The sequence below is a fragment of the Granulicella mallensis genome, from assembly GCF_014203225.1.
GTDB lineage: Bacteria > Acidobacteriota > Terriglobia > Terriglobales > Acidobacteriaceae > Granulicella > Granulicella mallensis_A.
Window position 1 is genome coordinate 44850 of the sequence record NZ_JACHIO010000010.1, and the last position, 22291, is coordinate 67140.

At 57.0% G+C, this 22291-nt stretch carries 23 protein-coding genes; 12 read left to right on the forward strand and 11 right to left on the reverse strand.

Annotated elements, in window-relative coordinates:
- The first annotated feature begins 46 nt into the window (after positions 1 to 46).
- On the forward strand, positions 47 to 481 hold the full coding sequence (atpC, locus tag HDF15_RS12640; RefSeq protein ID WP_184256059.1) for an ATP synthase F1 subunit epsilon: 435 nt from the start codon (positions 47 to 49) through the stop codon (positions 479 to 481).
- Between the two features lie 138 nt (positions 482 to 619).
- On the opposite strand, the gene HDF15_RS12645 is transcribed toward atpC, so the two are convergent.
- The 3 genes from HDF15_RS12645 to HDF15_RS12655 form a co-directional block, all read right to left on the reverse strand.
- Positions 620 to 1474, reverse strand: a complete 855-nt coding sequence (locus HDF15_RS12645) for a CPBP family intramembrane glutamic endopeptidase (RefSeq protein WP_184256061.1) — start codon at positions 1472 to 1474, stop codon at positions 620 to 622.
- A gap of 129 nt (positions 1475 to 1603) precedes the next feature.
- Entirely contained in the window at positions 1604 to 2068 is a 465-nt protein-coding gene (locus tag HDF15_RS12650) for a GbsR/MarR family transcriptional regulator (RefSeq protein ID WP_184256063.1), read from the reverse strand.
- A 95-nt stretch (positions 2069 to 2163) separates the two neighbouring features.
- Positions 2164 to 2964, reverse strand: a complete 801-nt coding sequence (locus tag HDF15_RS12655) for an SDR family oxidoreductase (protein WP_184256065.1) — start codon at positions 2962 to 2964, stop codon at positions 2164 to 2166.
- Positions 2965 to 3052: 88 nt separating this feature from the next.
- Here HDF15_RS12655 and HDF15_RS12660 point away from each other — a divergent pair, with 88 nt between their 5' ends.
- Entirely contained in the window at positions 3053 to 3697 is a 645-nt protein-coding gene (locus tag HDF15_RS12660) for a TetR/AcrR family transcriptional regulator (protein ID WP_311733093.1), read from the forward strand.
- Between the two features lie 82 nt (positions 3698 to 3779).
- On the opposite strand, the gene HDF15_RS12665 is transcribed toward HDF15_RS12660, so the two are convergent.
- The 3 genes from HDF15_RS12665 to HDF15_RS12675 form a co-directional block, all read right to left on the reverse strand.
- Positions 3780 to 5000 carry an amidohydrolase family protein gene (locus HDF15_RS12665; RefSeq protein ID WP_184256067.1) on the reverse strand — a complete coding sequence of 407 codons (1221 nt, stop codon included), beginning with the start codon at positions 4998 to 5000 and terminating at the stop codon, positions 3780 to 3782.
- 176 nt (positions 5001 to 5176) lie between these two features.
- Positions 5177 to 5665, reverse strand: a complete 489-nt coding sequence (locus tag HDF15_RS12670) for a nuclear transport factor 2 family protein (protein WP_184256069.1) — start codon at positions 5663 to 5665, stop codon at positions 5177 to 5179.
- Positions 5666 to 5858: 193 nt separating this feature from the next.
- Positions 5859 to 7595 carry a cyclic nucleotide-binding domain-containing thioredoxin-disulfide reductase gene (locus HDF15_RS12675; protein ID WP_184256070.1) on the reverse strand — a complete coding sequence of 579 codons (1737 nt, stop codon included), beginning with the start codon at positions 7593 to 7595 and terminating at the stop codon, positions 5859 to 5861.
- A 244-nt stretch (positions 7596 to 7839) separates the two neighbouring features.
- On the opposite strand from HDF15_RS12675, the gene HDF15_RS12680 reads away from it, so the two are divergent.
- The 4 genes from HDF15_RS12680 to HDF15_RS12695 all read left to right on the forward strand — a co-directional run bounded on the left by HDF15_RS12680 (position 7840) and on the right by HDF15_RS12695 (position 12251).
- Positions 7840 to 8493, forward strand: a complete 654-nt coding sequence (locus tag HDF15_RS12680; protein WP_184256073.1) for a DUF1349 domain-containing protein — start codon at positions 7840 to 7842, stop codon at positions 8491 to 8493.
- 241 nt (positions 8494 to 8734) lie between these two features.
- Positions 8735 to 9184, forward strand: coding sequence for a DUF1569 domain-containing protein (locus HDF15_RS12685; RefSeq protein WP_184256074.1), 450 nt, complete (start codon positions 8735 to 8737; stop codon positions 9182 to 9184).
- Between the two features lie 92 nt (positions 9185 to 9276).
- Positions 9277 to 11262, forward strand: coding sequence for an ATP-dependent DNA ligase (locus HDF15_RS12690; protein WP_184256076.1), 1986 nt, complete (start codon positions 9277 to 9279; stop codon positions 11260 to 11262).
- A 50-nt stretch (positions 11263 to 11312) separates the two neighbouring features.
- Positions 11313 to 12251: a metallophosphoesterase gene (locus tag HDF15_RS12695; RefSeq protein ID WP_260331041.1), complete on the forward strand. Its 939-nt coding sequence runs from the start codon at positions 11313 to 11315 to the stop codon at positions 12249 to 12251.
- 39 nt (positions 12252 to 12290) lie between these two features.
- Here the strand turns inward: HDF15_RS12695 and HDF15_RS12700 are convergent, their stop codons facing one another.
- The 3 genes from HDF15_RS12700 to HDF15_RS12710 form a co-directional block, all read right to left on the reverse strand.
- Entirely contained in the window at positions 12291 to 12893 is a 603-nt protein-coding gene (locus HDF15_RS12700) for a DUF4276 family protein (RefSeq protein WP_184256078.1), read from the reverse strand.
- Positions 12890 to 14128, reverse strand: coding sequence for an AAA family ATPase (locus tag HDF15_RS12705; protein WP_184256080.1), 1239 nt, complete (start codon positions 14126 to 14128; stop codon positions 12890 to 12892). The genes HDF15_RS12700 and HDF15_RS12705 overlap by 4 nt, the downstream gene beginning before the upstream one ends.
- Positions 14129 to 14216: 88 nt before the next feature.
- A complete protein-coding gene (locus tag HDF15_RS12710) occupies positions 14217 to 15053 on the reverse strand; it encodes a site-specific DNA-methyltransferase (protein WP_184256082.1) in 837 nt (278 codons plus the stop codon).
- Positions 15054 to 15227: 174 nt separating this feature from the next.
- Between HDF15_RS12710 and HDF15_RS12715 the strand changes: the two genes are divergently transcribed.
- From HDF15_RS12715 to HDF15_RS12735, 5 genes are all read left to right on the forward strand, one after another.
- The gene (locus HDF15_RS12715) at positions 15228 to 16094 is read left to right on the forward strand and encodes a 3-hydroxybutyryl-CoA dehydrogenase (RefSeq protein WP_184256084.1); all 867 of its coding nucleotides are present in this window, start codon (positions 15228 to 15230) and stop codon (positions 16092 to 16094) included.
- 62 nt (positions 16095 to 16156) lie between these two features.
- Entirely contained in the window at positions 16157 to 16612 is a 456-nt protein-coding gene (locus HDF15_RS12720) for a MaoC family dehydratase (protein WP_014265270.1), read from the forward strand.
- Between the two features lie 52 nt (positions 16613 to 16664).
- The gene (locus tag HDF15_RS12725; RefSeq protein WP_184256086.1) at positions 16665 to 17618 is read left to right on the forward strand and encodes an MBL fold metallo-hydrolase; all 954 of its coding nucleotides are present in this window, start codon (positions 16665 to 16667) and stop codon (positions 17616 to 17618) included.
- A gap of 95 nt (positions 17619 to 17713) precedes the next feature.
- Positions 17714 to 18223 (forward strand): hypothetical protein, encoded by a 510-nt coding sequence (locus HDF15_RS12730; RefSeq protein WP_184256088.1) that lies wholly within the window; start codon positions 17714 to 17716, stop codon positions 18221 to 18223.
- Between the two features lie 26 nt (positions 18224 to 18249).
- A complete protein-coding gene (locus HDF15_RS12735) occupies positions 18250 to 19161 on the forward strand; it encodes a rhomboid family intramembrane serine protease (protein WP_260331043.1) in 912 nt (303 codons plus the stop codon).
- Between the two features lie 124 nt (positions 19162 to 19285).
- Here the strand turns inward: HDF15_RS12735 and HDF15_RS12740 are convergent, their stop codons facing one another.
- Together HDF15_RS12740 and fabG are read right to left on the reverse strand one after the other, a co-directional pair.
- Positions 19286 to 19699, reverse strand: coding sequence for a helix-turn-helix domain-containing protein (locus HDF15_RS12740; protein WP_014265274.1), 414 nt, complete (start codon positions 19697 to 19699; stop codon positions 19286 to 19288).
- 183 nt (positions 19700 to 19882) lie between these two features.
- Entirely contained in the window at positions 19883 to 20629 is a 747-nt protein-coding gene (gene fabG, locus HDF15_RS12745) for a 3-oxoacyl-[acyl-carrier-protein] reductase (protein WP_184256090.1), read from the reverse strand.
- 84 nt (positions 20630 to 20713) lie between these two features.
- On the opposite strand from fabG, the gene HDF15_RS12750 reads away from it, so the two are divergent.
- On the forward strand, positions 20714 to 22291 hold the full coding sequence (locus HDF15_RS12750; protein ID WP_184256092.1) for an FAD-dependent thymidylate synthase: 1578 nt from the start codon (positions 20714 to 20716) through the stop codon (positions 22289 to 22291).

The following is a 22291-nucleotide window of genomic DNA, read 5'->3' on the forward strand; positions in this document are numbered from 1 at the left end:
ATCAGGGATTAGTAAACGCTAGTCCCTGATCCGAGGCTTCAAAAGAATGGCTGATACTACGAACAACTCGGGGTTGCTGCAGGTACGGCTGGTGACGCCGGATCGCGTGCTGCTCGATGCAACGGCGACGGCGGTTGAATTGCCCTCGATGTCGGGTTATCTTGAGGCGCTCTACGGCGCGGCTCCGCTGCTGGCGGAGCTTGGTGCGGGCGAGGTTCGCCTGCACGGTGGTACTGCCGGTGAGCAGATCTTCTTCGTGGCCTGGGGCTTTGTCGAAGTGCTCCCCGAGCGCGTGACGATCCTCGCCGAGACGGCGCTGCATCCGGAAGAGATTGATCCAGCCGAGGCTGAGACAGAGCTGAAGCACTCGCAGGAGCTCTGGAACGAGGCTGGCGACGATCAGGTCAAGTACGACGAGGCTAACGCTGTGGCACGTGTGGCGGAAGAGAAGCTAGCTTCGGCACAGGGCAAGAGCCACTAAGAACAGGAAGTATCAAAAGCGACGGCGGCTACGATTTTATCGTAGCCGCTGTCGCTTTTTCGTTTGCGCAGGATTGCCATCAAATTTCCGTTGGTATACCGATCCACTCCTTCAGGATGAAGGAACGGCACGCGAAAGCTAGCGCCATAACCAAGTCATCAAAAACATCAAGGCGTACTCCGTTCCGTCACTTATGTTGTGCCCAAGAATGGGCGCCAACAAGCTGCCAGACTTTTCGCGCCAATATGCATACACGATGCCGAGCACAAAGCCGTAAGATTGTTGTCCAATGGCTAGCCAAACGTTTCCCTGCCAGAAACTGGTGATGTGAGCAAGTGCAAACAATAGCGCCAGGATCACTCCACCCACGTGCATGTCGAACTCCCCACAACGTATTCGACCTGAGGTGTGTCGCATGAGGAATGTTTGGAGCAAACCGCGGAACGGAATTTCTTCAGTGAATCCAACAACGACCCCATACGCGCCAAGCCACCCGATCAGGCTCAAAGGAGTTAGTGAAAGATGCTCTGGTGGAGGAATACGTTTCAGTATCTGCGGGAAATAGTCTACTGCCGTCATCAACACCCCAAACGAAGTGCCCCAGACCAGCGCAGACAGCACGTAACTCTTGCCTTGTGGCCATCGCAGCCCATACTCAGCAAGCCGCCCTTTGCTCAACCAGGCGGACAACACAAGCGCAATCACCAGCATTACAGCATGGTCAACATAGCCACCCAGCCACGGCATCGTATGGCTGGTTTCGGCGCTGATGTGTCGTGCGACCCACATATATACGAAGCCGCCTGGCAATAGGACCAGAAGACCAAGCCCCAGGGTCGCCAAGATCGACCAGATGGGAATTCGCAGATCCGATATCGAAAATACCGAGGTTTCACTGCCCACAAAATATTTCACGGCTGCGGTTGTGTTTTCGCTATTGAGCTGAATCCTTGGGTTTGAAATCACATCAGCCTTTCTGTGTTTGAATCCCATTGTGGGGACTTAGTCGACTAGAGGAGTGATGCCTGTGATCTGTTTCACTCTTGATGCCGTTTGCAAACTTCACAATTCTCGATGTTCGCTCCACTCTGTTGAGTGGCACAGCCATTCGCAGGACCTCTACTACCTGCGCGCAGCCCATTTCTGCAGTGCCAATTCCAATGCGTTGCGATTCAGTAAGTAAAAATCGGCCATGACGTCCAGTCGATTGCGCGCCGCCTTGCTGCGGGTCTTGCGAGCGCCTTGTCTGAGGAGTTCAGTCAATTGCTCCATATACCGCATTTGGGTCTTGAGAATGCCGTCGAAATCATCCGAGGCCTCGTACAAAATGGAGCGCGTACCACGCTGGCTCTGACGGCGCGCAAGTGTAAACGTCTCCAATAGCCGCGCTGCTACGCTTGCGGTACTCTTACTGACTTCGAGTTCGGCAACAATATCATCCAGGCTGACTGGGCTTTCACTCAGTAGCAGATAACCGTATAGCCGCGCCGCGGCCTCTGGAACTCCGGCTGAAACGAGGATCCTGGCAATATCCCGAATGAAATGTTGGCGACTCTCTTTCTCTTTAATATTCTCTATATTCGACATATGCCGAATATAGAGAATATTAAAGAGCGGCGCAATATCAAATACTGAACAACGTGGGAGCGAGTCTGTAGAGAGTGTCTGGAGTCATGCGAGCGTTACTTCACCATGGCTTTCACCAGCAACCGGCGCCAAATCGCATCCGGCAGAATTCGATTCATCCAAAAGAATGGGCCGGGTTTGGCGAGGTAACGTAATCGATTGCTCGCATCGTTCGCAGCACGGTAGATGATTTTCGCAACCTCCTCCGGCCTGGCTCCTTTAGAGCTGCTTTTCGTGAATACATTCAGAAACTTGTTCATGCTTTCTCGATAAGGGCCACTTACCGCCATTTGCATGCTGCCTTTGCCGAACTCGGTGCTGATGCTGCCGGGTTCGATTAGCTTGACGCGGATATGAAACGGTTCCAACTCATAGCGCATCGATTCGCTCAACCCTTCCACTGCGAATTTTGTCGCGATGTAAGACGAGGCGTAAGGAAGCGCCATGCGGCCAACGATGGAAGAGATATTGAGGATCAAACCTTCGCCCGCGGCCCGCATGAAGGGAAGAACCTGCTGCGTGACCGAGATCAGGCCGAAGAGATTCGTTGCGAATTGCTGCTGGATTTGTTGACTGTCCAGAACTTCCACCGGGCCGAACAGGCCGTAGCCTGCGTTGTTCAGCAGCACATCGATCTTTTGATAGCGGCTCAACGTATCGGCGATCGCCTGCGCGATGGAATCCGCATTCGTTACATCCAGAGCGAACAGGCTGATTTGCGGATGCTGAAGAATGGGGTCGGCCTTGAGCGGGTCGCGCAGGGTTGCTGAGACATTCCAGCCCTTTTCGGCGAAATAAAGTGCGGTAGCTCGTCCGATACCGCTGGAGGCGCCGGTGATCAAAATTGTTTTAGCCATTAGCTGCTGATCCTCGTGTTCGTTGCTTTTTTGTACATCCTGTTCAGTATAGATATACCGAACGGTATTTGGGTTGCAAATAGTTTTCGTGCGCTATGCTGGAAACGTGACTAAAGCGATGAAGCAGAGATTGACCCGGCAGGAAAGCCGGCTCGAGACCAGGACGAGGCTTCTGGAGTCCGCAGCGCAATTGTTTGCACGGGTTGGCTATGAGGGGGCATCGGTTGATTTGATCGCGGAGAGTGCGGGCTACTCCAAGGGAGCGTTCTACTCCAATTTTGAGAGCAAAGAAGTTATCTTCCTCGAACTTCTCGACGCCCATAAGCGGCGCGAGATTGAAGCTCTGGCTCAGCTTCTTGCGCAGGACATTCCCGCGCCGGAGCTTCTCTCGCAAATCCGCAGCTCTGAAACCATACGTGGCTCAGATTTCGACTTCGGTTTACTTTCTGCGGAGTTCCAATTGCAAGCCTGTCGCGATAAGACATTTGCGAAGACCTATGCCAAGCTACACCGCACTCACCGGGATACTATGGCTGGATTGGTTACGAAACTGTTTGCCAAGCTTGATCGAAAGCCACCCTCTGACCCGAAAGATCTTGCCGACATCATTATGGCGTTGACCACGGGTCTTTCTCTACAAGGAACAAGCATGCAAGGACCTCTACGAAAAGGTTTCGTGACGGAGGCGATCCTGCTGGTTCTTGGTATCGAGCCCATCGAGGGCGATAGGTGATGACAAACCGCTTCGCGAAAATGCTTTAGCACCACGTCAACTGGTCTCCGCTTTGACCAGGTTTGGCTTTGCAATTCTTTGCTTACTGACCTTCTGCTCGATAAATGATCTGTCCGCGACGCAGGGTCATCTTGATCCGCGAAAATGCCGTTATGTCATCGGCCGGATCGCTATCAAGGACGGCCAGATCGGCATCTTGACCTGTAGCAATACGGCCAGCCGTTGCGGCAAACCCGAGCCGTTTGGCAGGTGCAGTGGTGAGTGTGGCCAGAACCTGCCGATAGTTCAGGCCTGCGCGACCAAGCAACTCGTATTCCCTGGTAAGAAGGCGATAGTCGGTGATGAAGCCGATATCTGTGCCAAAGAGAATCTGCCCGCCGGCATCGGAGTAACTCTTCACCTCTTGCAGGATTCCCTGATGGTTGGTGTCAGGGCCATCTTCGCCACTAAATAAGGTGAGAGTCGGGATCAGGGAGACATTGGCGGCCTTCAGGCGGTTAACGATTGCTGGGGTCCACCCGACAGCTTCTTCCGTTGTATGGGCGAGTACATCTACCTTGCCCTGAAGAACCAGTTCCACGCCCTCGTTAGTAGACGGGTGTGCGAACACCAGCTTGCCCTTCCGGTGGGCCTCGGCGGTTGCGGCCTGCACAATCGGAAGGGACATGGGCAAAGTCGTGTGCTTTCCATCGCGGGTGACGATAGAGACCACGAACAACTTGATGATGTCTGCTCCCTGAGCGACGTCTTCATCCACGGCCCGCACGGCCTCTTCCGGTGTGGCCGGCTGAGGAAGTTGTTTCACCAGCGCTGAAGGTACAGATTCGGTCACATAGTAGGGGATACCGTCGTGGGGATACAGCGGAAAACCGGCCGTCAGGATGCGCGGCCCCATCACTTCGCCGGATTGAATTCGCTTGCGAATGGCAACGGTATTGGGCAGATCGGAACCAGTATCAACGACTGAAGTGAAGCCATAGCGCGTGAGCATTTGCTGAAGCTGCGCGTTGAGCTGCGTGGCCGGAAGACTTGCGGCACCTTCCCATTTTGGCTCGGTAAAATGAACGTGGCTGTTCCAGAAGCCAGCGACGATTGTCTTGCCGGTGCAATCCACGGTATCGAAGCCCGGCGGGACATGCACTCTGTTTTTCGTTCCGACGGCGGTGATTTTTCCATTCTCAATCAGGACGGTGCCATCAGAGATTGGCTTGGAAAAAGGGTCAGGATAGATTCGGCCACCCACCAGGGCGAAATGTTGTCTGGCTGTATCGCTCTTCTCCTGCGCACAGAGAGAAGAGGACATGCAAAAGAGAAACACGGTCAGCGCAAATATAAGTCCCAATGGCCGAACTCGGTAGCTACTCAAAGGCTTCAAAGTTGACTCCGTGACAGGTCATCGTTTGGCAATACGAGCATCGTGTCCCAAATGTTCCCGATAGTTTATGCCTAAATCGCTTGTGCGCACGGCGAGTGCCGACATTACGGCTCAGATTTTGTAAGCGTTGCTCCGTACCGCCGACGATAGCTTTCACCCGCGGCAGCGTCCTTGCATGCGAGTGCAATGAATAGCTCTGACCGCAGCTTCCAGCCGTGTTCCGTTCTGCGCCACATGGCCAGGTAGGTTCCACCGAAAAGGATCGGGCCGCCGGAGATGCGTCCTGCCCAATGGCCGTGTTCGGCGGCCAGCGGAAGCAGATCCGAGATCTCAATCGAATCGACGATGCGTTCAAATCGAATCGAATGCGGATCTTCAAAGTCCTTGGCGAACGCTGTTATGTACGCCTCGCGTGAGAGGAGTGATCCGTTTCCAGTTACGACCACAAAGTCTTCGTCCAGGCTGGCGGCGAAGTTTGCGGCATCGCCAGCGGCAATGGCTTGATTGGAGGTGTTGCGTATATCCCGAATCAAATCCTGATCGGAGGGCCCTTGCGCATTGCCGGATATCGAACTGGCTGCTGGAGAATTCATCCGGCGATTTTATCAATAGGCTACAGCGCCTTATCCGTCAGAGTAACAATGCTCAACGAATAGGGGGAGCGCTGAACATGCGATCTATCTCGTCGAGCATCGATAGGACGCCCTTTCAGGGCTCATCTTCTTTTTCGCCACGGAACCCAGGGCTTCGCCCTGGGCTGGGATATGTCGCCCCTTCGGGGCTGTTCTAGCTTTGCTGGGTAGCTGCGGCACTTACCGATCGCAAGGCTGCCAGTGCTGAGTTCGGCTCGGCGGCGAACTTGTTGCGATGGTCTGCAAGATAGCGATGAACGTCTGAGATGACTACGGAACCTTCGCCGACCGCTGACGCCACGCGCTTCACGGAGTTGGAGCGCACATCGCCGACGGCATACATCCCTGGCACGCTGGTCGCGTAGGGAGTACCGTCAAAGCCGTCTTCTCCTCCTGTGAGGATGAAGCCCTTCTTGTCCAGCCGTACCGTGCCGAAGAGCCAGCCGGAGTTGGGCTCGGCGCCGATCATCACGAAGACGCTTCCGATCGGCTTTCTTGTCGACTCGCCGGTTCCGCGATTGATCCAGGTGACGCAGTCGAGGGACGATTCGCCTTCGAGCTTCACGATCTCCGAGTTGGTATAGAGCGTGATATGCGAGGAGCTCTCGATGCGCGAGATAAGATACTGCGACATGGTGTTTGCCAGCGACTTGCCACGCACGATGTGATGCACATGCTTTGCGATGCCGGATAGAAACACCGCGGCCTGTCCCGCTGAGTTGCCACCACCCACCACGATTACCTCGTGGTCGCGGCAGAGCAGGGACTCCATCGCAGTGGCCGCATAGTAGATCCCGCGGTTTTCATACTGGCCGTAGTTCTCCACCGAAAGTTTGCGGTACTGCGCTCCGGAGGCCACCACGACAGATCGTGAGCAGACCGGGATACCACCCGCGAGGGTCAGCTTGTGGATGCCATCGATCTGTTCCGCCGTGACCGTATCTCTGGAGATGGCGAAGCGTACGCCGAACTTCAACGCCTGCAACTGGGCGCGGCTCGCCAGGCGCTGGCCGGAGATTCCGGTTGGAAAGCCGAGGTAGTTTTCAATTTTGGAGCTGGTGCCTGCCTGGCCTCCGGGAGCGGTGCCCTCGATCACAATGGTGCAGAGCCCCTCCGATGCTGCATAGACAGCAGCGGCGAGCCCTGAAGGTCCGGCGCCGACGACGGCCACGTCGTAGATCATCTCGGGATCGGGAAGCTCGGTGATGCCTAGCTCGTCGGCAAGCTGCGTGATGGTGGGCCGCCGCAGGATGCGGCCATCGGAGAGGACCACCGCAGGTAAGGTCGGCGTGGGTTCATGATCGGATAGGTCATCGAGTTGTGCGGTCTCCTCGGCAGGCTCCTCAACGATTCTGTGTGGATAGCTGTTGCGGATAAGGAAGCGCTGCAGTTGCGTAGTCTCCGCATCGTTGGCGCGTCCCATGAGGATGATTCCACTGGTCGCTTCGGCGATGATGCCGATGCGACGCCAGATGGTCGCTGAGGTGATGAGATTGGCGATATCGCCTTCTGCGCGCATGAGTCTCTGCAACTCGTTACGCGGGATGCGGAGGAGGCGGCTTGCGCGAACCGTTCGCGCTTCTACAAGCGATCCCTGTGAGGTCAGAAGATTCAATTCGCCGGAGAAATCAAGTCTCTGATGATGGGCTATGACCTTGGATTCGCCATTCGTTGCGGGCAGAGAGATATCGACCTGCCCGTCGAGCACGACGTACATATCGACCTGCCGCTCTCCGTGAGTGAACAGCGGGACGTTCGCGGGGAAGGCCTCCTCCCGGCCATAGGAACGCAGGCGCTCGAGCATCTCTTCGGTGAGTTTGGCGAAGGCGAGGTCCTGTCGATACTCTGGATTGTTCCAGACACTGTTCTCGGTGTTTTCGTTGGCGGGCATGGCTTTGGAATATCCTCGCTGGGGTCGTGACCTTATTCTAGTCAGACCGTGGTTGAAAAGCGCAGGGCCAAGAATCCCGGTAGAAATAACCCTGCTTCTGCGACTTTCGCCGGTTTTTCTGCTCGACCTCCTTATCGCCTCAGCCAGGACGCCAACGTACGTGTTAAGCTGGCGCATTCCCAGCAGCCGTATTGAATGGTTTGATTGATCGAAAAATCCACACAAAGGATAGGGCGGAATTTTGGTGAATAGACGGAGATTTATCGAAGGTTCCCTGGCGCTTACTGCAGGCGTGGTTTTATTCGATCAGGCCCGCAAGGCGGAAGCTGCTCCAACCACTCAGGATAGTTTGTTGTCACGCATGACGTGGCTGAACGAACCCGCTTCCGCAAAGATTGCCGGCGAACAGATTGTCGTTCGCAGCCGTGCCAAGACGGATTTCTGGCAGAAGACATTCGATGGCTATATCGCCGATAGCGGGCACTTCGATCATCTTTCAGTGCCCGGAGACTTTACCTTCACAGCCTGCATTAATGGCAAGTATGCAACGCAGTACGATCAGGCGGGGCTGATGGTCAGGCTGGACAGCGAAAACTGGATGAGATGCGGCACCGAGTTCATCGATGGAAAGCGATTTGCGAGCGTTGTTTTCACACGCAACTATTCCGACGGGTCGACTCTGCCGGACCTCTCTGACACGGAACCTGTCTGGTGGCGAGTGATTCGCAAGCGGGATTCTATTGAGACGCTCTGTTCGCTGAACGGCGTTCAATTCACCTCCGTTCGTATGGGATATTTTCAGCCGACTCGACCGGTAGAGGTGGGGATTATGTGCGCTGCTCCGAGCGGTCCAGGATTTGAAGCTACCTTCAAGGATCTGAAGCTGCAGACGACCTAGATAGCGGCGTTCCTTTGTGGCTTCTAAACGGCTTGCTAACGAGTAGTGTGGTTGAACTTCCAGGCATTCGAATGGCTGCTTTCAGCTTCGAGTCACGAGTTTCGAGATACGAGATATTCGTCAGCCCGTGAGAACTCACGACTCTGCTTCCCATGATGTTTGTGAGAGGACAGAACTGCCAAAGCTTCGTTATTCTCTTTCCATACAAGCCTTGAGCGAGACGACTGCGAGGAGAATTTCCATGCGAAATTTATTTGAAGCAGCAACGGTAGAAGAGGTGAAGGGGAGGATTGCGAGGCTGCGGCCTGACAGCGAACGGCTATGGGGCGAGATGAATCCAGCGCAGGCGCTGGCCCATCTCTCTGCTCAGTTCGAGATGATCGCGGGACGAACCTTTCCGCCGCGCAGCATGCCTGGCCGGTTGTTCGGGCGTTTCGCGAGATCGATTGCACTGAATGAGAAACCGTTTCGACACAGCATGCCGACGGACAAAGAGCTGGTGGTGAATGACGATCGCGATTTCGATACAGAACGGCAAAGGCTGCAGGAGATGATTGGCTGCTTCGCAGAGAACGGTCCCGCAGGGTGCACGAAGCATCCGCATAGCTTCTTTGGGTGGCTAACACCGGAGGAGTGGGCGAGGTTGATGTACAAACATGTGGACCATCATCTGCAGCAGTTTGGGGTTTAGGGTAGAAATCCTGGCTGTCCCCTGGAAAGAATGGCCCTTCTCGCTGTAGCGGCTTGCTGCATCCTACTGAAGGACGAGGACCTGAAGGTTCTATGGCTTTCTTTGTGTCATTGGCGACGTTGGCGGAGAAGCTCTCGCGGGAGGGCAGCCGCCTGAAAAAACGTGCGGCGATCGCCGAGGCGATTGCGTCTCTGCATGCGGCTGCTCCGGAGAGCACCGATGCGGGACGATTTGCGCTGTATTTGGCAGGCCAGCCTTTTGCGGAAAACGATGCACGCAAGCTGAATGCAGGCGGTGCGTTGCTGAGTCGCGCTGTGCTGGCGGTTGCAGGCGTGGATCATGCTCAACTCACCGCAGCGTATCGACGGCACGGCGATCTTGGGGCTGCGGCGCATGACCTGCTGGTGGCTCCTCATGGCAAAGCCTCGTCGACGGCCACTCTGACACTCGACGATGTGGCGGATGCGTTTGCCGTGATGGCCGTGGCGCGTACGACGGCTGCGCGCTCGTCTCTGGTGGAGGGGCTGCTGACACACGCTACGGCGCTCGAGGCGAAGTATCTGTTGAAGCTGATGCTCGGCGACATGAGAATCGGCGTGAAGCAATCGTTGATCGAAGAAGCGATTGCTGTGGCGTCGGGCACTGAGGTGGCTGCGGTACGTCATGCCGTGATGCTGGAGGCGGACCTGGTGCGTGCCGTAGGGCGCGCCTTTGCGGGAACGCTGGCCGCGGCACGCATGACCTTGTTTCATCCCCTGGGGTTCATGCTGGCGTCGCCAGTGGAGACGCCCGAGGCTGCGGTGGAACGATTTACCGAGGCGCCCGCGAAGGAAAAGCCTGCGAAGGTTGCGAAGCCGAAGAAGACGCGGAAGAAGCGTGTTGGCGAGGACTTTGTCGATCTTGCTCCCGTGCAGGAGGTGGTCGCCAGGGATGCGGCAGAGGAGGGGCTCGCAGAGGATGCGCAGATTGCGGCGTCGGTGAGCGGAGAGCCGTCTGCCGGGAGTTCTGGAGTGCTTGCCTTTCTGGAAGACAAGTATGACGGGATGCGGGCGCAGGTGCATTGCGGTGATTCCTCGCAACCGGGGCGTGTCGCGATCTACTCGCGCAATCGCGAGGACATTACGCAGAGCTTTCCGGAGCTTGCCGAAGCCTTCGCGCAGGTAGAGGAGCCCATGATTCTGGATGGAGAGATTCTTGGCTGGGACTATGGGAAGGCGCAGGCGCTGCCGTTTGCGGTGATGGGGCAGAGAATCGGACGCAAGGTGGTGAGCGATGAAGTGCGTCGGCAGATTCCCGCTGTCTTTATGGCCTTCGACCTGCTCTTTGTGGGAGACGAGCTTTTGTTGCCTCTTCCGCTGACCAGGAGGCGCGCGCTTCTGGAGGAAGTTGTAGGGCGGTGGGGCGAGCGTGCGCGTTCCGCTTTGACCGCTGACTCGACTCGCAAGACAGACCAGGCTGGATTGTTCTTGGAGACAACTCCAGTCGCTGAACAGAAGACACGGTGGATGCTGTCACCCTCTCAACCTGTGACGGACGCGGCGGCCATCGACCAGGCGTACCGGGATGCGCGCGCACGAGCGAACGAAGGCGTGATGCTGAAGCGGGCCGACTCGGCGTATCTGCCGGGGCGTCGTGGCCTGGCGTGGGTGAAACTGAAACGCGAACTCGCGACGCTGGATGTGGTCATTACCGGGGCGGAGTTCGGACACGGCAAACGTGCGGGTTTGCTCTCCGACTACACCTTTGCCGTGCGGGGACAAGCTGGCCAATTGCTGAACGTTGGTAAAGCGTACTCTGGCCTGACGGACGCGGAGATTTTGGAGATGACCGAATGGCTCAAGGCCCACACACTTGAGGATCGCGGATACTTCCGCACGGTCGAGCCGCAGATCGTGCTGGAGGTGGCCTTCAACAACATCATGCGGTCCACGCGTCATGCCTCCGGCTTTGCGCTGCGCTTTCCGCGCATCCTGCATATCCGGCGGGACAAGCCGGTCAGCGAGATCGACACGCTGGAGCAGGTGGAAGCGGTGTATCAAACGCAGCCCGATCGGCCTGACGAGAGTCTTGAGGAATAGCTAAGGGCAAGATTTACGCCAATGCAACATTCAATTCATAAGCTGAAATCATGTCTATGGATCGTCGCCACTTTCTCTCGCTTCTAGGAGCCGCTGGAACCGTTGCTACACTCGGTCATTCGCCGGTGGCGCAGGCTGAACCCGCTCCCGCCCCTGCACAGGACTTCGACTTCATCTTCCTGACCGATACCCATATTCAGCCGGAACTCGATGCCACCAAAGGCTGCGATATGGCGTTCAAGAAGATGCGCACGCTCAAGGCTGACTTCGCCATCCAGGGTGGAGATCATATCTTCGACGGATTAGCTGTACCCAAAACGCGTTCGATCAGCCTCTTCGATCTTTACGACAAGACACAGCAGGATCTGAGCCTGCCGGTCCATCACACGATCGGCAACCACGACTGCCTTGGCATTTACACCAAGAGCGGCATCGAGCCCACGGACCCGCAGTACGGCAAGAAGTACTACGAAGAGCACGTCAGCAAGCTGTACTACAGCTTCGAACACAAGGGCACGCACTTCATCGTGCTGGACTCCATCGGTCTCACGCCCGACCGTGCGTATGAGGGCCGCATCGATGCGGCGCAGTTGCAGTGGCTCGCGGACGATCTGAAGGCGCAGCCTGCGGGAACGCCGATCATTGTCACCAGCCATATTCCTATCGTCAGCGCCATCGATTCCTATTCCCCTGTGCCGGCGACGCCCCCGGCACACCACGGGAATACGGTGGCCAACTCCAGCGAAGTGATTCAGCTCTTTGAGGGGCACAATGTGCTCGGCGTTCTGCAAGGCCATACGCACGTCAACGAGCGTGTGGAGTGGCACGGCGTTCCTTACATCACCAGCGGTGCGGTCAGCGGCAACTGGTGGCAGGGAACTCGCCTGGGTGCGGCGGAGGGCTTTACGGTGGTGTCGCTGCGCGGTGGCAAGCTTACGACGCGGTACGAAACCTATGGGTTCAAGAGCATCGATCCGCACAATACCTAGAGTTGTAGGTGCCGTTTAGGCCTTGGGTATTGCAAGCTGTCATTGTGATCGAATGAAATTGTGTAGTGCAGCGGCGTGGGAAGAGGCAGCTGCAACTTTGTCTGGGTTGATCTCTGCAAGAAGTGCAAAGGCATGTCTGGTCTTATGGTAGGAACCTTTGGTTTTTGTGGCCCGAGACGCATTCACCAGGCATGGTTCTAAATCATCTTTGGAGATAGTTTCTATGTGTCGTTCATCGCCAGGAAGGGCATTGGGGCGAAATGCTGCACCATAATAGGCGATCAAGGCATTGCGATCGGCAAGAAACCATGCTTCCATAGCCTGAACCATAAGAAATACCTGATGGCCCGGTAAATGAGCGAAGTTCCATCCATCATGGGTCTGAAGATAGATCGCTGGAGGAGAATCTGGTCTCACAGGTCCTTCTGAGTCAACCAGCAGGGCACAGGATTCACCTGCTTTGCCATTTTGAACTGCGGTCTTGAAGCGGGTAAAAGCCTGGTCACGTCCCCCGCATGCAATGATTTTCGGTTGCTGCTTGGCAGGAGCAATCTTCTTACAATACTCCGCAAAACCCTGCTTACACCTTGCTATCGTATCCTTGTTGTCTCCGCCTCCTTCAACGTAAATTTTAATCGTCACCAGCGATTCCCTCCGATTTCCCCACTGGCCCAAAGATTTCCAAGAGAATAATCTTTCAACCAGACAGCGAGGTCTGGTTGGCTCAAGCGTCTGATTACAGTGGACCCGTCGATTTTTTCTGAAACGCAAATAACTTCGGGGTCGTCAGAAAAAGCATCCACGAGTGCTGTGGAGTGCGTGGTAACAATGAGTTGCGTGCGCATTGATGCTTCTCGAAGTAGATCGGCCAGGGTCGGAATAATATCAGGGTGAAGTCCAAGCTCAGGCTCGTCAATACACGTAACGGGGGGGGGGGTCGGATTGAGCAGAATTGCCAGAATTGCGAGCCAACGAAGCATTCCATCCGAGAGTCGATAGGCAGGTACCGAAAAGCCTCCGATTTCTTCAATGGCGACTTGCAGATGTGTGCTAACTACCCTGACCTCCACACTCTTAACGGGCTCATAGAATCGCCTTACAAGATCTGTAAGCCGTTCGAACACAGGTTTGTGATCATCTTTATAATGCGCCAGCATCTGGGCTAAATTGATTCCATTTTCTTCTAGCCGAACGATGGATTGGCCAACTGGTTGTGGGTCGCGTGGGGGACAATCAACGCCGAACTCCCAATCCTGGTGGAAGTCAAAACTTTCAAGAAATTCAGCGATTTCGAAAAGTTCAGGAAGAATCTGACCAATATTCGATGCTTGCACGGACGGTGAGGCCAATTGTGCAATGACAGATCTATCGGTATTAAGGCCGAAGACAATGGGCCCTTCATCGGCTCTTGCCATTCGCAGGTGAAGGGTACCGTAAGGGCCGTCGCGTTCAAACCAGCTTTGGAGGGTATTTATGTTACCGCCGATGTCACTGGTGCCTATTGATTCACGCTTAATACGAAAAGAAGATTCGTATAGTTCCAAGTTTATAGAGAGATTAAAGTATTCGGACTTGTCACCGATTTGACTTGTTCGTACATCGCCAAGGGAAAGCTGTGCGTGCAGGGCGCAAAGCAAACTCTTGTTTTTCTTCCCCTTCCAAACCCATTCGCTTACTCCTCCGGTAGCAAGCACCGAACTCCACGGGTCCTTATTGGGGAGGACATGCAGAAGACGAATTATCTCAATGAAATTGGATTTTCCACTGCCATTTGGGCCAATAAGTATATTGAGGCTGCGAAGTTCGATTGGCTCCGCCTCGGGCCCAAAGGAGAGAAGATTGACGGGACGAATGGATTTTATGAATGGATGCGTCATGTGCACTCTCTTGTGTCACTTATAGCCTACAGCGACCATCTACGGTAGAGCTATCCTTACAGGACACAGGACGGCAGATCGAACACATTTAACGTAAACGTAGCTTGAGGCGTTTCTTCATCAGTGTTACGGCTTCCTTGCTTTTATCCACCAGGATGTAACTGCGGCCGTTGCGTGCGGCGGCCAGGCCTGTGGTGCCGCTGCCTGCGAAGAAGTCCAGCACCGTGTCGTCTGGGTTCGAATGCACGCGGACGATGCGTTCCAGAATGCCCAGAGGCTTCTGGGTGGGGTAGCCTGTTTTTTCCTTGCCCGTAGGCGAGACGATGGTGTGCCACCAGACGTCGGTGGGTGTCTTGCCGCGACGTGCCTTTTCAGCGCCCACGAGGCCGGGAGCCATGTAGGGAATCCGGTCGCTGGCTTCCAGGTTGAAGGTGTAGTGCTTCGGGTCCTTGGTGTACCAGAGGATGTTGTCGTGCTTGGCGGGCCAGCGTTTGGTGGAGCGTGCGCCGTAGTCGTAGGCCCAGATGATCTCGTTCTGAAAGCAGGCGCGGCCTGAGACGCCCTGCGTCGTAAAGACCTCGTCGAGCATGACCTTGCAGTAGTGCACCTCGCGCGGGTCTACGTGGAAGAAGAGAGAACCGGTGGCTGACAACACACGGTGCGCTTCTACCATGCGCGGGCGCAGGAAGCCGAGGTAGTCGTCGAAGCGGTCGGTATAGTTGGGGGCGATGGCCAGCTTCTCGGTACGGTAGCGTTTGCCGCCGAAGCCGATGCGATCGCCCGCATCGTCGCGAACGGTCTTCATGCGGGCGCGCCGCTGGGTCGTGCCGGTGTTGAAGGGCGGGTCTATGTAGATCAACTGCACGCTGGCATCCGGCAGGGAACGCAGCGCGGTGAGGTTTTCACGATGGAGGATGCGGTTCAAAGGGGAGCCTCTGCAAGCAGTCTATTATCGGCCGCGGTACTTTGGCGGAGATGTCTGCGCTTCCAGTTACGAGCCATGAGTTTCGAGTTGCGAGATTCGTGAATGGTTCGCAGGATGTTGAAGGCACATTTTCGCGGTTCTTGCTACACTCTCATCTTTGCAGGGAGCGAGCGCATGAATGTGACACAGCATCGTCTTGGGGTCATCGGAGCTGGAACGATGGGGAACGGCATTGCGCATGTCTTTGCGCGGGCGGGTTTCGATGTGGTGCTCTACGAGGTGAATCAGTTGGCGCTCGATCGCGGAATGGCGACGATTCGCACGAACCTCGATCGTGAAGCGGCCAAGGGCAAGATCGATCCGGCTGAGGTGCCCGCGATCCATACGCGCCTGAGACCGACTTTGAAGCTGCGCGATCTGGGCAACTGCACGCTTGTTGTGGAAGCGGCCACCGAACGCCTTGCGGTCAAGCAGCAGATCTTTCGTGAACTTGACGCGCTGCTTGCGCCTGAAGGTATTCTCGCGACCAATACGTCCTCCATCTCGATTACCAAGCTGGCGGGAGGCACGACGCGGCCTGATCGGGTGATTGGCATGCACTTCTTCAATCCTGTGCCGATCATGTCGCTGGTGGAAGTCGTTCGTGGCCTGCAGACCTCGGACGCGACGTACGAGACGGTGCGGCTGCTGGCGCTGGAGGCAGGGAAGTCACCGGTTGCGGTCAACGATGCGGCCGGGTTTGTCTCCAACCGGGTGCTGATGCCGCTCATCAATGAGGCGATCTTTGCCGTAATGGAAGGGGTCGCGACGGCCGATGCGGTCGACGAGATCTTCCGGCTTGGGATGGCGCATCCGATGGGGCCACTGACGCTGGCCGACTTCATTGGGCTCGATGTCTGCCTGGACATCATGCGTGTGCTGGAGGACGGGCTGGGCGATCCGAAGTATCGTCCGTGTCCGCTGCTGGTGCGCATGGTCGATGCCGGTTGGCTGGGGCGGAAATCCGGGCAGGGCTTCTATACCTATCCCGTGAAGCTCTGATCGGCCGAACCTGAACTACACTTAACTACATCTCATAGGCAGACTGTTGCAGGAGAAGTGCTTTGTCGAACGAATTGTACTTTGAAGATTTACATCCGGGGCTGAAGTTCAACTCCAGCCGCAGCTACAAGGTCACCGCGGAAGAGATCAAGGAGTTTGCCGAGCGCTACGATCCGCAGCCGTTTCACCTGGACGAGGCGGCGGGCGAAAGCTCGTTCTTCAAGGGGCTGGCAGCGTCGGGCTGGTTGACGGCGGCCATCGTGATGCGGCTGCGCGTGGAGTCCATCCACATTGCGGGTGGCATGATCGGCGCGGGCGTCGAGGAGATTCGCTGGACGCAGCCTGTGCGCCCTGGAGATTCGCTGCGTACCGAAGCGGAGATTCTGAATGTGCGGCACTCGGCCTCACGGCCTGCGTTTGGCGTTGTGCGCTCACGGACCCTGGTCTTCAATCAGCGCGACGAGATCATTATGCGTTCGGTGGTGAACTTCCTGGCACCGTTGCGTCATCCGGCGTAGCTAGTTTGGTTCATCTTGCACAGAAAGCGGGCGTATTCTGTAAGTTGTGCGGATGACAGTTTTAGCTTCGGGATCGAAGGGCAACTCTACGGTAGTTGCCTCAGGTTCGACGCGCATTCTGGTGGACGCGGGCCTTTCGTGCCGTGAGATCCTGCGCCGTATGGCCCTGGCATGCGAAGATCCCGCCGAGCTGAACGCGATCCTGATCACGCATGAGCATGTAGACCATATCTCGGGTCTGGCTGTGCTGGCGCGGCGGCTTCGCATTCCTGTTTTTTTTACCGAGCAGACGCATCGCGCCTGGGTACGGATGCTTACGCCGCGAACGACGATGTCCTACACCAAGTGGATGGAGATGATGCAGCGGGAGAAAGAGTCTCGTGCTGCTTCAGTGGCTGCGCAGGTGGAAGCCAACGTCCTAGTGGAGGAGAAGCCAACCGAGGAGGAATCACCGGTAGCAGACGAAGCTCGTCCTGCGGCGAAGGCCGATGCCGCGTTTCTTCCGGCGGTTGAATATTTTCGCGCAGGGCAGAACTTCTGCATCGGTGATATCGATGTCAATCCCTTTACGATTCCTCACGATGCCGTTGACCCTTGCGGCTTTGTTTTTCATGCGCGGCACGAGTCCATCCGCATGGCGATTGCGACTGACCTTGGATATATTCCGCCCAACGTGAAGCAGGCGCTGCGGAATGTCGATGTGCTGCTGCTGGAGTCGAACCACGACCTGGAGATGCTCAAGGATGGCCCCTATCCGTGGTCGGTAAAGCAGCGTGTGCTTTCGCGGGTTGGACATCTCTCCAACGATGCTGCCGCGGAGTTCCTGATGCGCGACTACGATGGCGGTGCGCACACCATCGTGCTTGGCCATCTCTCGGCCCATAACAACCTCCCGGAGCTTGCCCGTCTGGCCGCCGAACAGGCCATCGGCAGCCGCATGACGCTGCTGGGTAATCGCGTGCTACTGGCTGCCCAGGACACGCCTCTCGAACCTATTTGTCTTTAGAATGAGCGCGGTATCACCCGGGATTCCCACATGCGGAAGAAAAAGGTGGTTCCTGCTGCTCCCTGAATTCATCTAAACTAGAAAGTACTGCACGAATGCCGATCGCACCCTATCCTCGCTCCCATCGCCACGAGACCTGTAACGATCAGGTGATCGGAGCCATTCTCTCGGGCTGGCGCTATGACATCTCAGGCATTCCCAAGGACCTTCGTGGCGACTACGAGGCCCATCTTCGCGGCTGCACCTACTGCCGGAGACGCCAGCGTCTGCACCGGACGGTCGATATCCTGCTTCTGGCGGCGACTACTCTCTCCTTTGCGGCGTTCCTGATGGCAGCGCTGGTCATGCACAAGATCGAGGCCTACAGCCACATTAGCGGCAGCGTCCATGTGCATCTGCACGGTGAAGGCCGAGCGGCCCTGGCCCGGATTCCCGACAGCATCGCGATCAGCCTGGAGGCTGTTGCCTGCACGGGCGTCTTCGTCTCCCTGCTGCTCTGGGTACTGGTAGCCATCGCAACGCCGATTCCGGGCATGCTGTCGACCATGTTCCGCGAACGTATCTCCCCGGAAGAGCGCGATCGCCTGCGCAAGCAGGCAGCCTGAGCCGCCCCGCGATTTCGGCATCAAATTTGAGCGACCCCAATTCATCTTCCCTTACTCCTTCCTCCACCGGGCAGCTTCTGTCCGTGGAAGCGGAGAGGGCTGCGCGGGAGTCAACGCGGAGGCGCAACGACGACAGGCACTCCTCTCTGCTCGACTATCCGGCGACATATCTGCTGATCGGCATCAATCTTCTGGTCTTCGCGATGATGTTCCGGTATAGCCCTGCGCTTCCGTTGATCCGGCAGCATGCGGGCTGGCAGATTCTTACCGCCTCCTTTGACGTGAATACGCTGCTCCGCTTCGGCGGCAGCGATGCCGCTTATGTCATGAACGGTCAGTGGTGGCGGCTGATTACCTCCACCTTCGTCCATGTGACGATCCTGCACCTTGTTTTGAATATGTGGTGCCTGTGGAACCTGGGTCTCTTTGGCGAGCCCCTTCTGGGCCGGCCCGGCTTGATTGCGGTGTATCTCCTGACGGGCACGGCGGGCATGATGCTTTCGCTCACTTTGAGTGTCGCCCAGCAGCAGGACTCCCTGGTGGCAGGGGCCTCAGGGGCGATCTTCGGTCTTGCAGGAATCCTGATTGTTCTGCTGTCCAACCGCAAGCTTGCCGCACCGTGGAAAGAGCTGCGCAGCCTCCGGCGCTCGGTAATCTGGTTTGCGGTGCTCAATCTGGTGATTGGGATTGTGCCGCAGGTGCTGCCGTCGTTCTCAGACGGTCAGCTTGCAAGGCTGCATCTTGATCCTGGTTCGCTGCCGCACATCGACAATTCAGCCCATCTCGGCGGTTTCCTCTGTGGTCTGGCGCTTGGATTTCCTTTATTTCCCCGTATGACCTCGGGGAAGTCGAGCTATCGCGCCCGGCAGGCATGGGTGTTTGCCGTCGCCGCTTTCCTGCTTTGCCTGTTCGGCTATGGCCTGGCTAAATTTGCTTAGAAATCCACAATTGTGCCGACATCTCCACAGGCATGCTCCGGCAATAGAGGCCTATACTTGCGCCAAAGGAAAAAGCCCTCGGGTGGCCGGGGGCTTTTCCTTGTCTGAAATTAATGCCTGAGAATTAGCTGATGGAGAGCGTCGCGGTGGCGGCAAACTTTCGTACCATCGCCAGCAGTAGACGCCGGTCGCTTTCGCCAAGGTTGGAAGAGTAGCGCTGTACCTGAGTGAGGAAGCGGATCTCGTCCTCCTTGAGGCTTATGCCCGGAACATCCTTAACGGAATCCTCCGCGAAGAACTGGCTTAACGGCAGATCAAGCGCCGCGGCGATCTTCTGCAGTGTCTCCAGCGAGGGTACGGTGTGGCCGTTTTCGACACGCGAGAGATAGCAACGCAGCAGACCTGTGCGCTTTTCAATGTCTCCCTGCGACATGCCCTTCTGCAGACGAAAGTCACGAATCGTCATTCCGATATTGATCGGTGCTGGTCCGGGTGAAACCGCCATCTCCGACGGCAGAGCTGTTTGCATATGTGCCATTAGCGGTAAAGTAACGATCTCTTACGAAGGTAGCAAGAGCTAAGTTCAAGAATCGTCAGCTTTGTACCACGCAAGATTCGTGCATTTGACGGCACTGGGAAAGCAGAGTGTAGAGAGTAGAGGATAGAGCGTAGACGAAAGCGGTTCTCTCTACGCTCTACACTCTATTCTCTACACTCTGCTTTACCCCATGTACATGCCGCCGTTGACGTCCAGCGTGTGTCCGGTGATGTAGCTGGCGGCTTCGGAGGCCAGGAAGGCGACTGCGGCTGCGGCTTCCTGTTCCGTGCCGACGCGGCCGAGAGGGACCTGCGCGATCATGGCTGCCTTGTGTTCGTCGGGCAGGATGGCGGTCATGGCCGTCTCGATGTAGCCCGGGGCGACGGCGTTGACCGTGATGCTGCGGCTGGCGAGTTCACGGGCCATCGCCTTGGTCATGCCGATCATTCCGGCCTTGGAGGCAGCGTAGTTGATCTGTCCGGCCTGTCCTACCTCGCCCACGATGGAGGTGATGTTGATGATGCGGCCCCAGCGCGCCTTGAGCATGGAGGAGCAGCAGGCCTGCGATAGCAGGTACGCGCCGGTGAGGTTGGTGTTGAGGACGTCGTCCCAGTCCTGGCGCTTCATGCGCAGCATCAGGCCGTCCTTGGTGATGCCGGCGTTGTTGACGAGGATCTCGATCTTGCCGAATTCGGCGATGACGGCCTTGGCGCAGGCTTTGATCGACTCTTCATTCGCGACGTCGAGGGCAAAGGTTTTGGCCTGGCCACCGGCGGCTACGATCTCGGCGGCGACGGATTCGAGCTTTTCCGCGTTTCGCGCCGCCAAGGCGAGGGTTGCTCCGGCTTTGGCGAGTTCAAGGGCACATGCCCGACCGATACCCTGCGACGCACCGGTTACCAGCGCGATTCTTCCTGCTATTTCACTCACAATGTTCCTCGTTTCTGTTGCCTATAAATCAGTTGGAATTCTCCACTATTAAAGTATCTCAGGCACGATATTCTTGTGCGAGTCATGTCCGAACGCCCCACACCGCACCCCGCCGCCCAACATCCCGAAAATACCACCGAAGTCTACGCTATTCATGGCGCGGAGCCGGAGGTTCTTGCCTATGCGATGGCTAAGTACTCGCGTTCGGCCCTGACCCTGCGTGAATCGCTGGCTGAGATCAGCTCGCAGCGGGCTGAGCAGTTCCTGAATACGTTCTACTTCCAGTACGGCCATCGCTCCATCGCCGACCTGGCGCACATTCCGTTTGCCGTGGAGAAGCTATCGCTTCTGGCGGCGATCTGTCTGGTCGATGAGACGCGCTGGGATGGGCAGGAGCGCTCCACGCGCTACCAGGACTTCCGCCGCAGCGGATGGTTTACGCCGGAGCTCGCGACGAAGCAGCGCAAGCTATACACGCATGCGATTGAGGATCTCTTCAAGGCGTACGACTCGCTGAGCGCGGGAATGTTGAGTGCGCTCAAGCGTGCGATTCCGCAGCCGGAGTCGATGAAGGCTGACAGCTACGAGCGCACGTTGAAGGCCCGTGCCTTCGATGCGGCGCGCTATCTGCTGCCGCTTGCGACGAATACTTCGCTCGGACAGATTGTGAACGCGCGCACGCTGGAGACGCAGGTCTCGCGGTTGCTCTCCAGCCCGTTTGCGGAGATTCGCGATCTTGGCACGAAGCTGCGTAACGCGGCCAGCGAACCCGCATGGAACGTGCAGCGCGACAAGCTGGAGCAGCTTGCAGGCGAGGGAAGCGTCGCGGCGGATGCGACGACGGAGATCCTCAACGAACTGATGCCTCCTGTGCGCACCGCTCCCACGCTGGTGAAGTATGCCGAGAAGAACGACTACCAGTGCAAGAGCCGTGCAGAACTGGCCCAGGCCGCGCGTGAGCTGATGAAGGATGCGCCGATCTATCCGGCTCCTATCGTCGACCTGTTGGATGATGATGAGGACCTTGAGGTGGAGATTGCGACCTCGCTCGTCTATCCGCACTGCCATTACTCGTACCGCCAGCTTCGTGGGGCAGTGGCGTCTCTGACCGAGACGCGGCGCAATGAGCTGCTGAAGCTGGGAGCGGTGCATCGCGGACGCCATGATGAGCTGGTGCGCGCCTTCAATGCCGGTCATGGCTTCCGCTTCGACATCCTCATGGATATTGGTGGCTTCCGGGATATGCACCGCCATCGCCGCTGCGTGCAGTTGCTACAGGAGTTCTCGGACGTTCATGGCTATGACGAGCCGGTCTGCCCAGGCCAGCCGACGCTCGCCGAGGCGGGCCTCGGAGAGCAATACCGCGACGCGATGAATGCAGCGCTGGCTGCCTACCGCACAGTCTGCGACAGTGGCGAAGCCGAGGCAAAGCAGAGCGCGCAGTATCTGCTGCCGTTGGGAATGCGTTGCCGCAGCCTGTTCAAGATGGACTTTGCCGAGGCGCTTTATATTGCCGAGCTGCGTTCGGGGATTGCGGGACACTTCAGCTATCGGCGTGTGGCGTGGGAGATGTATCAGGCGATTGCTACGCGGCATCCGGCGCTGGCGGGGCTGTTCCGGATTGAGGATGTGAATGTGCCGATGGACTTATTGAAGAGGTAA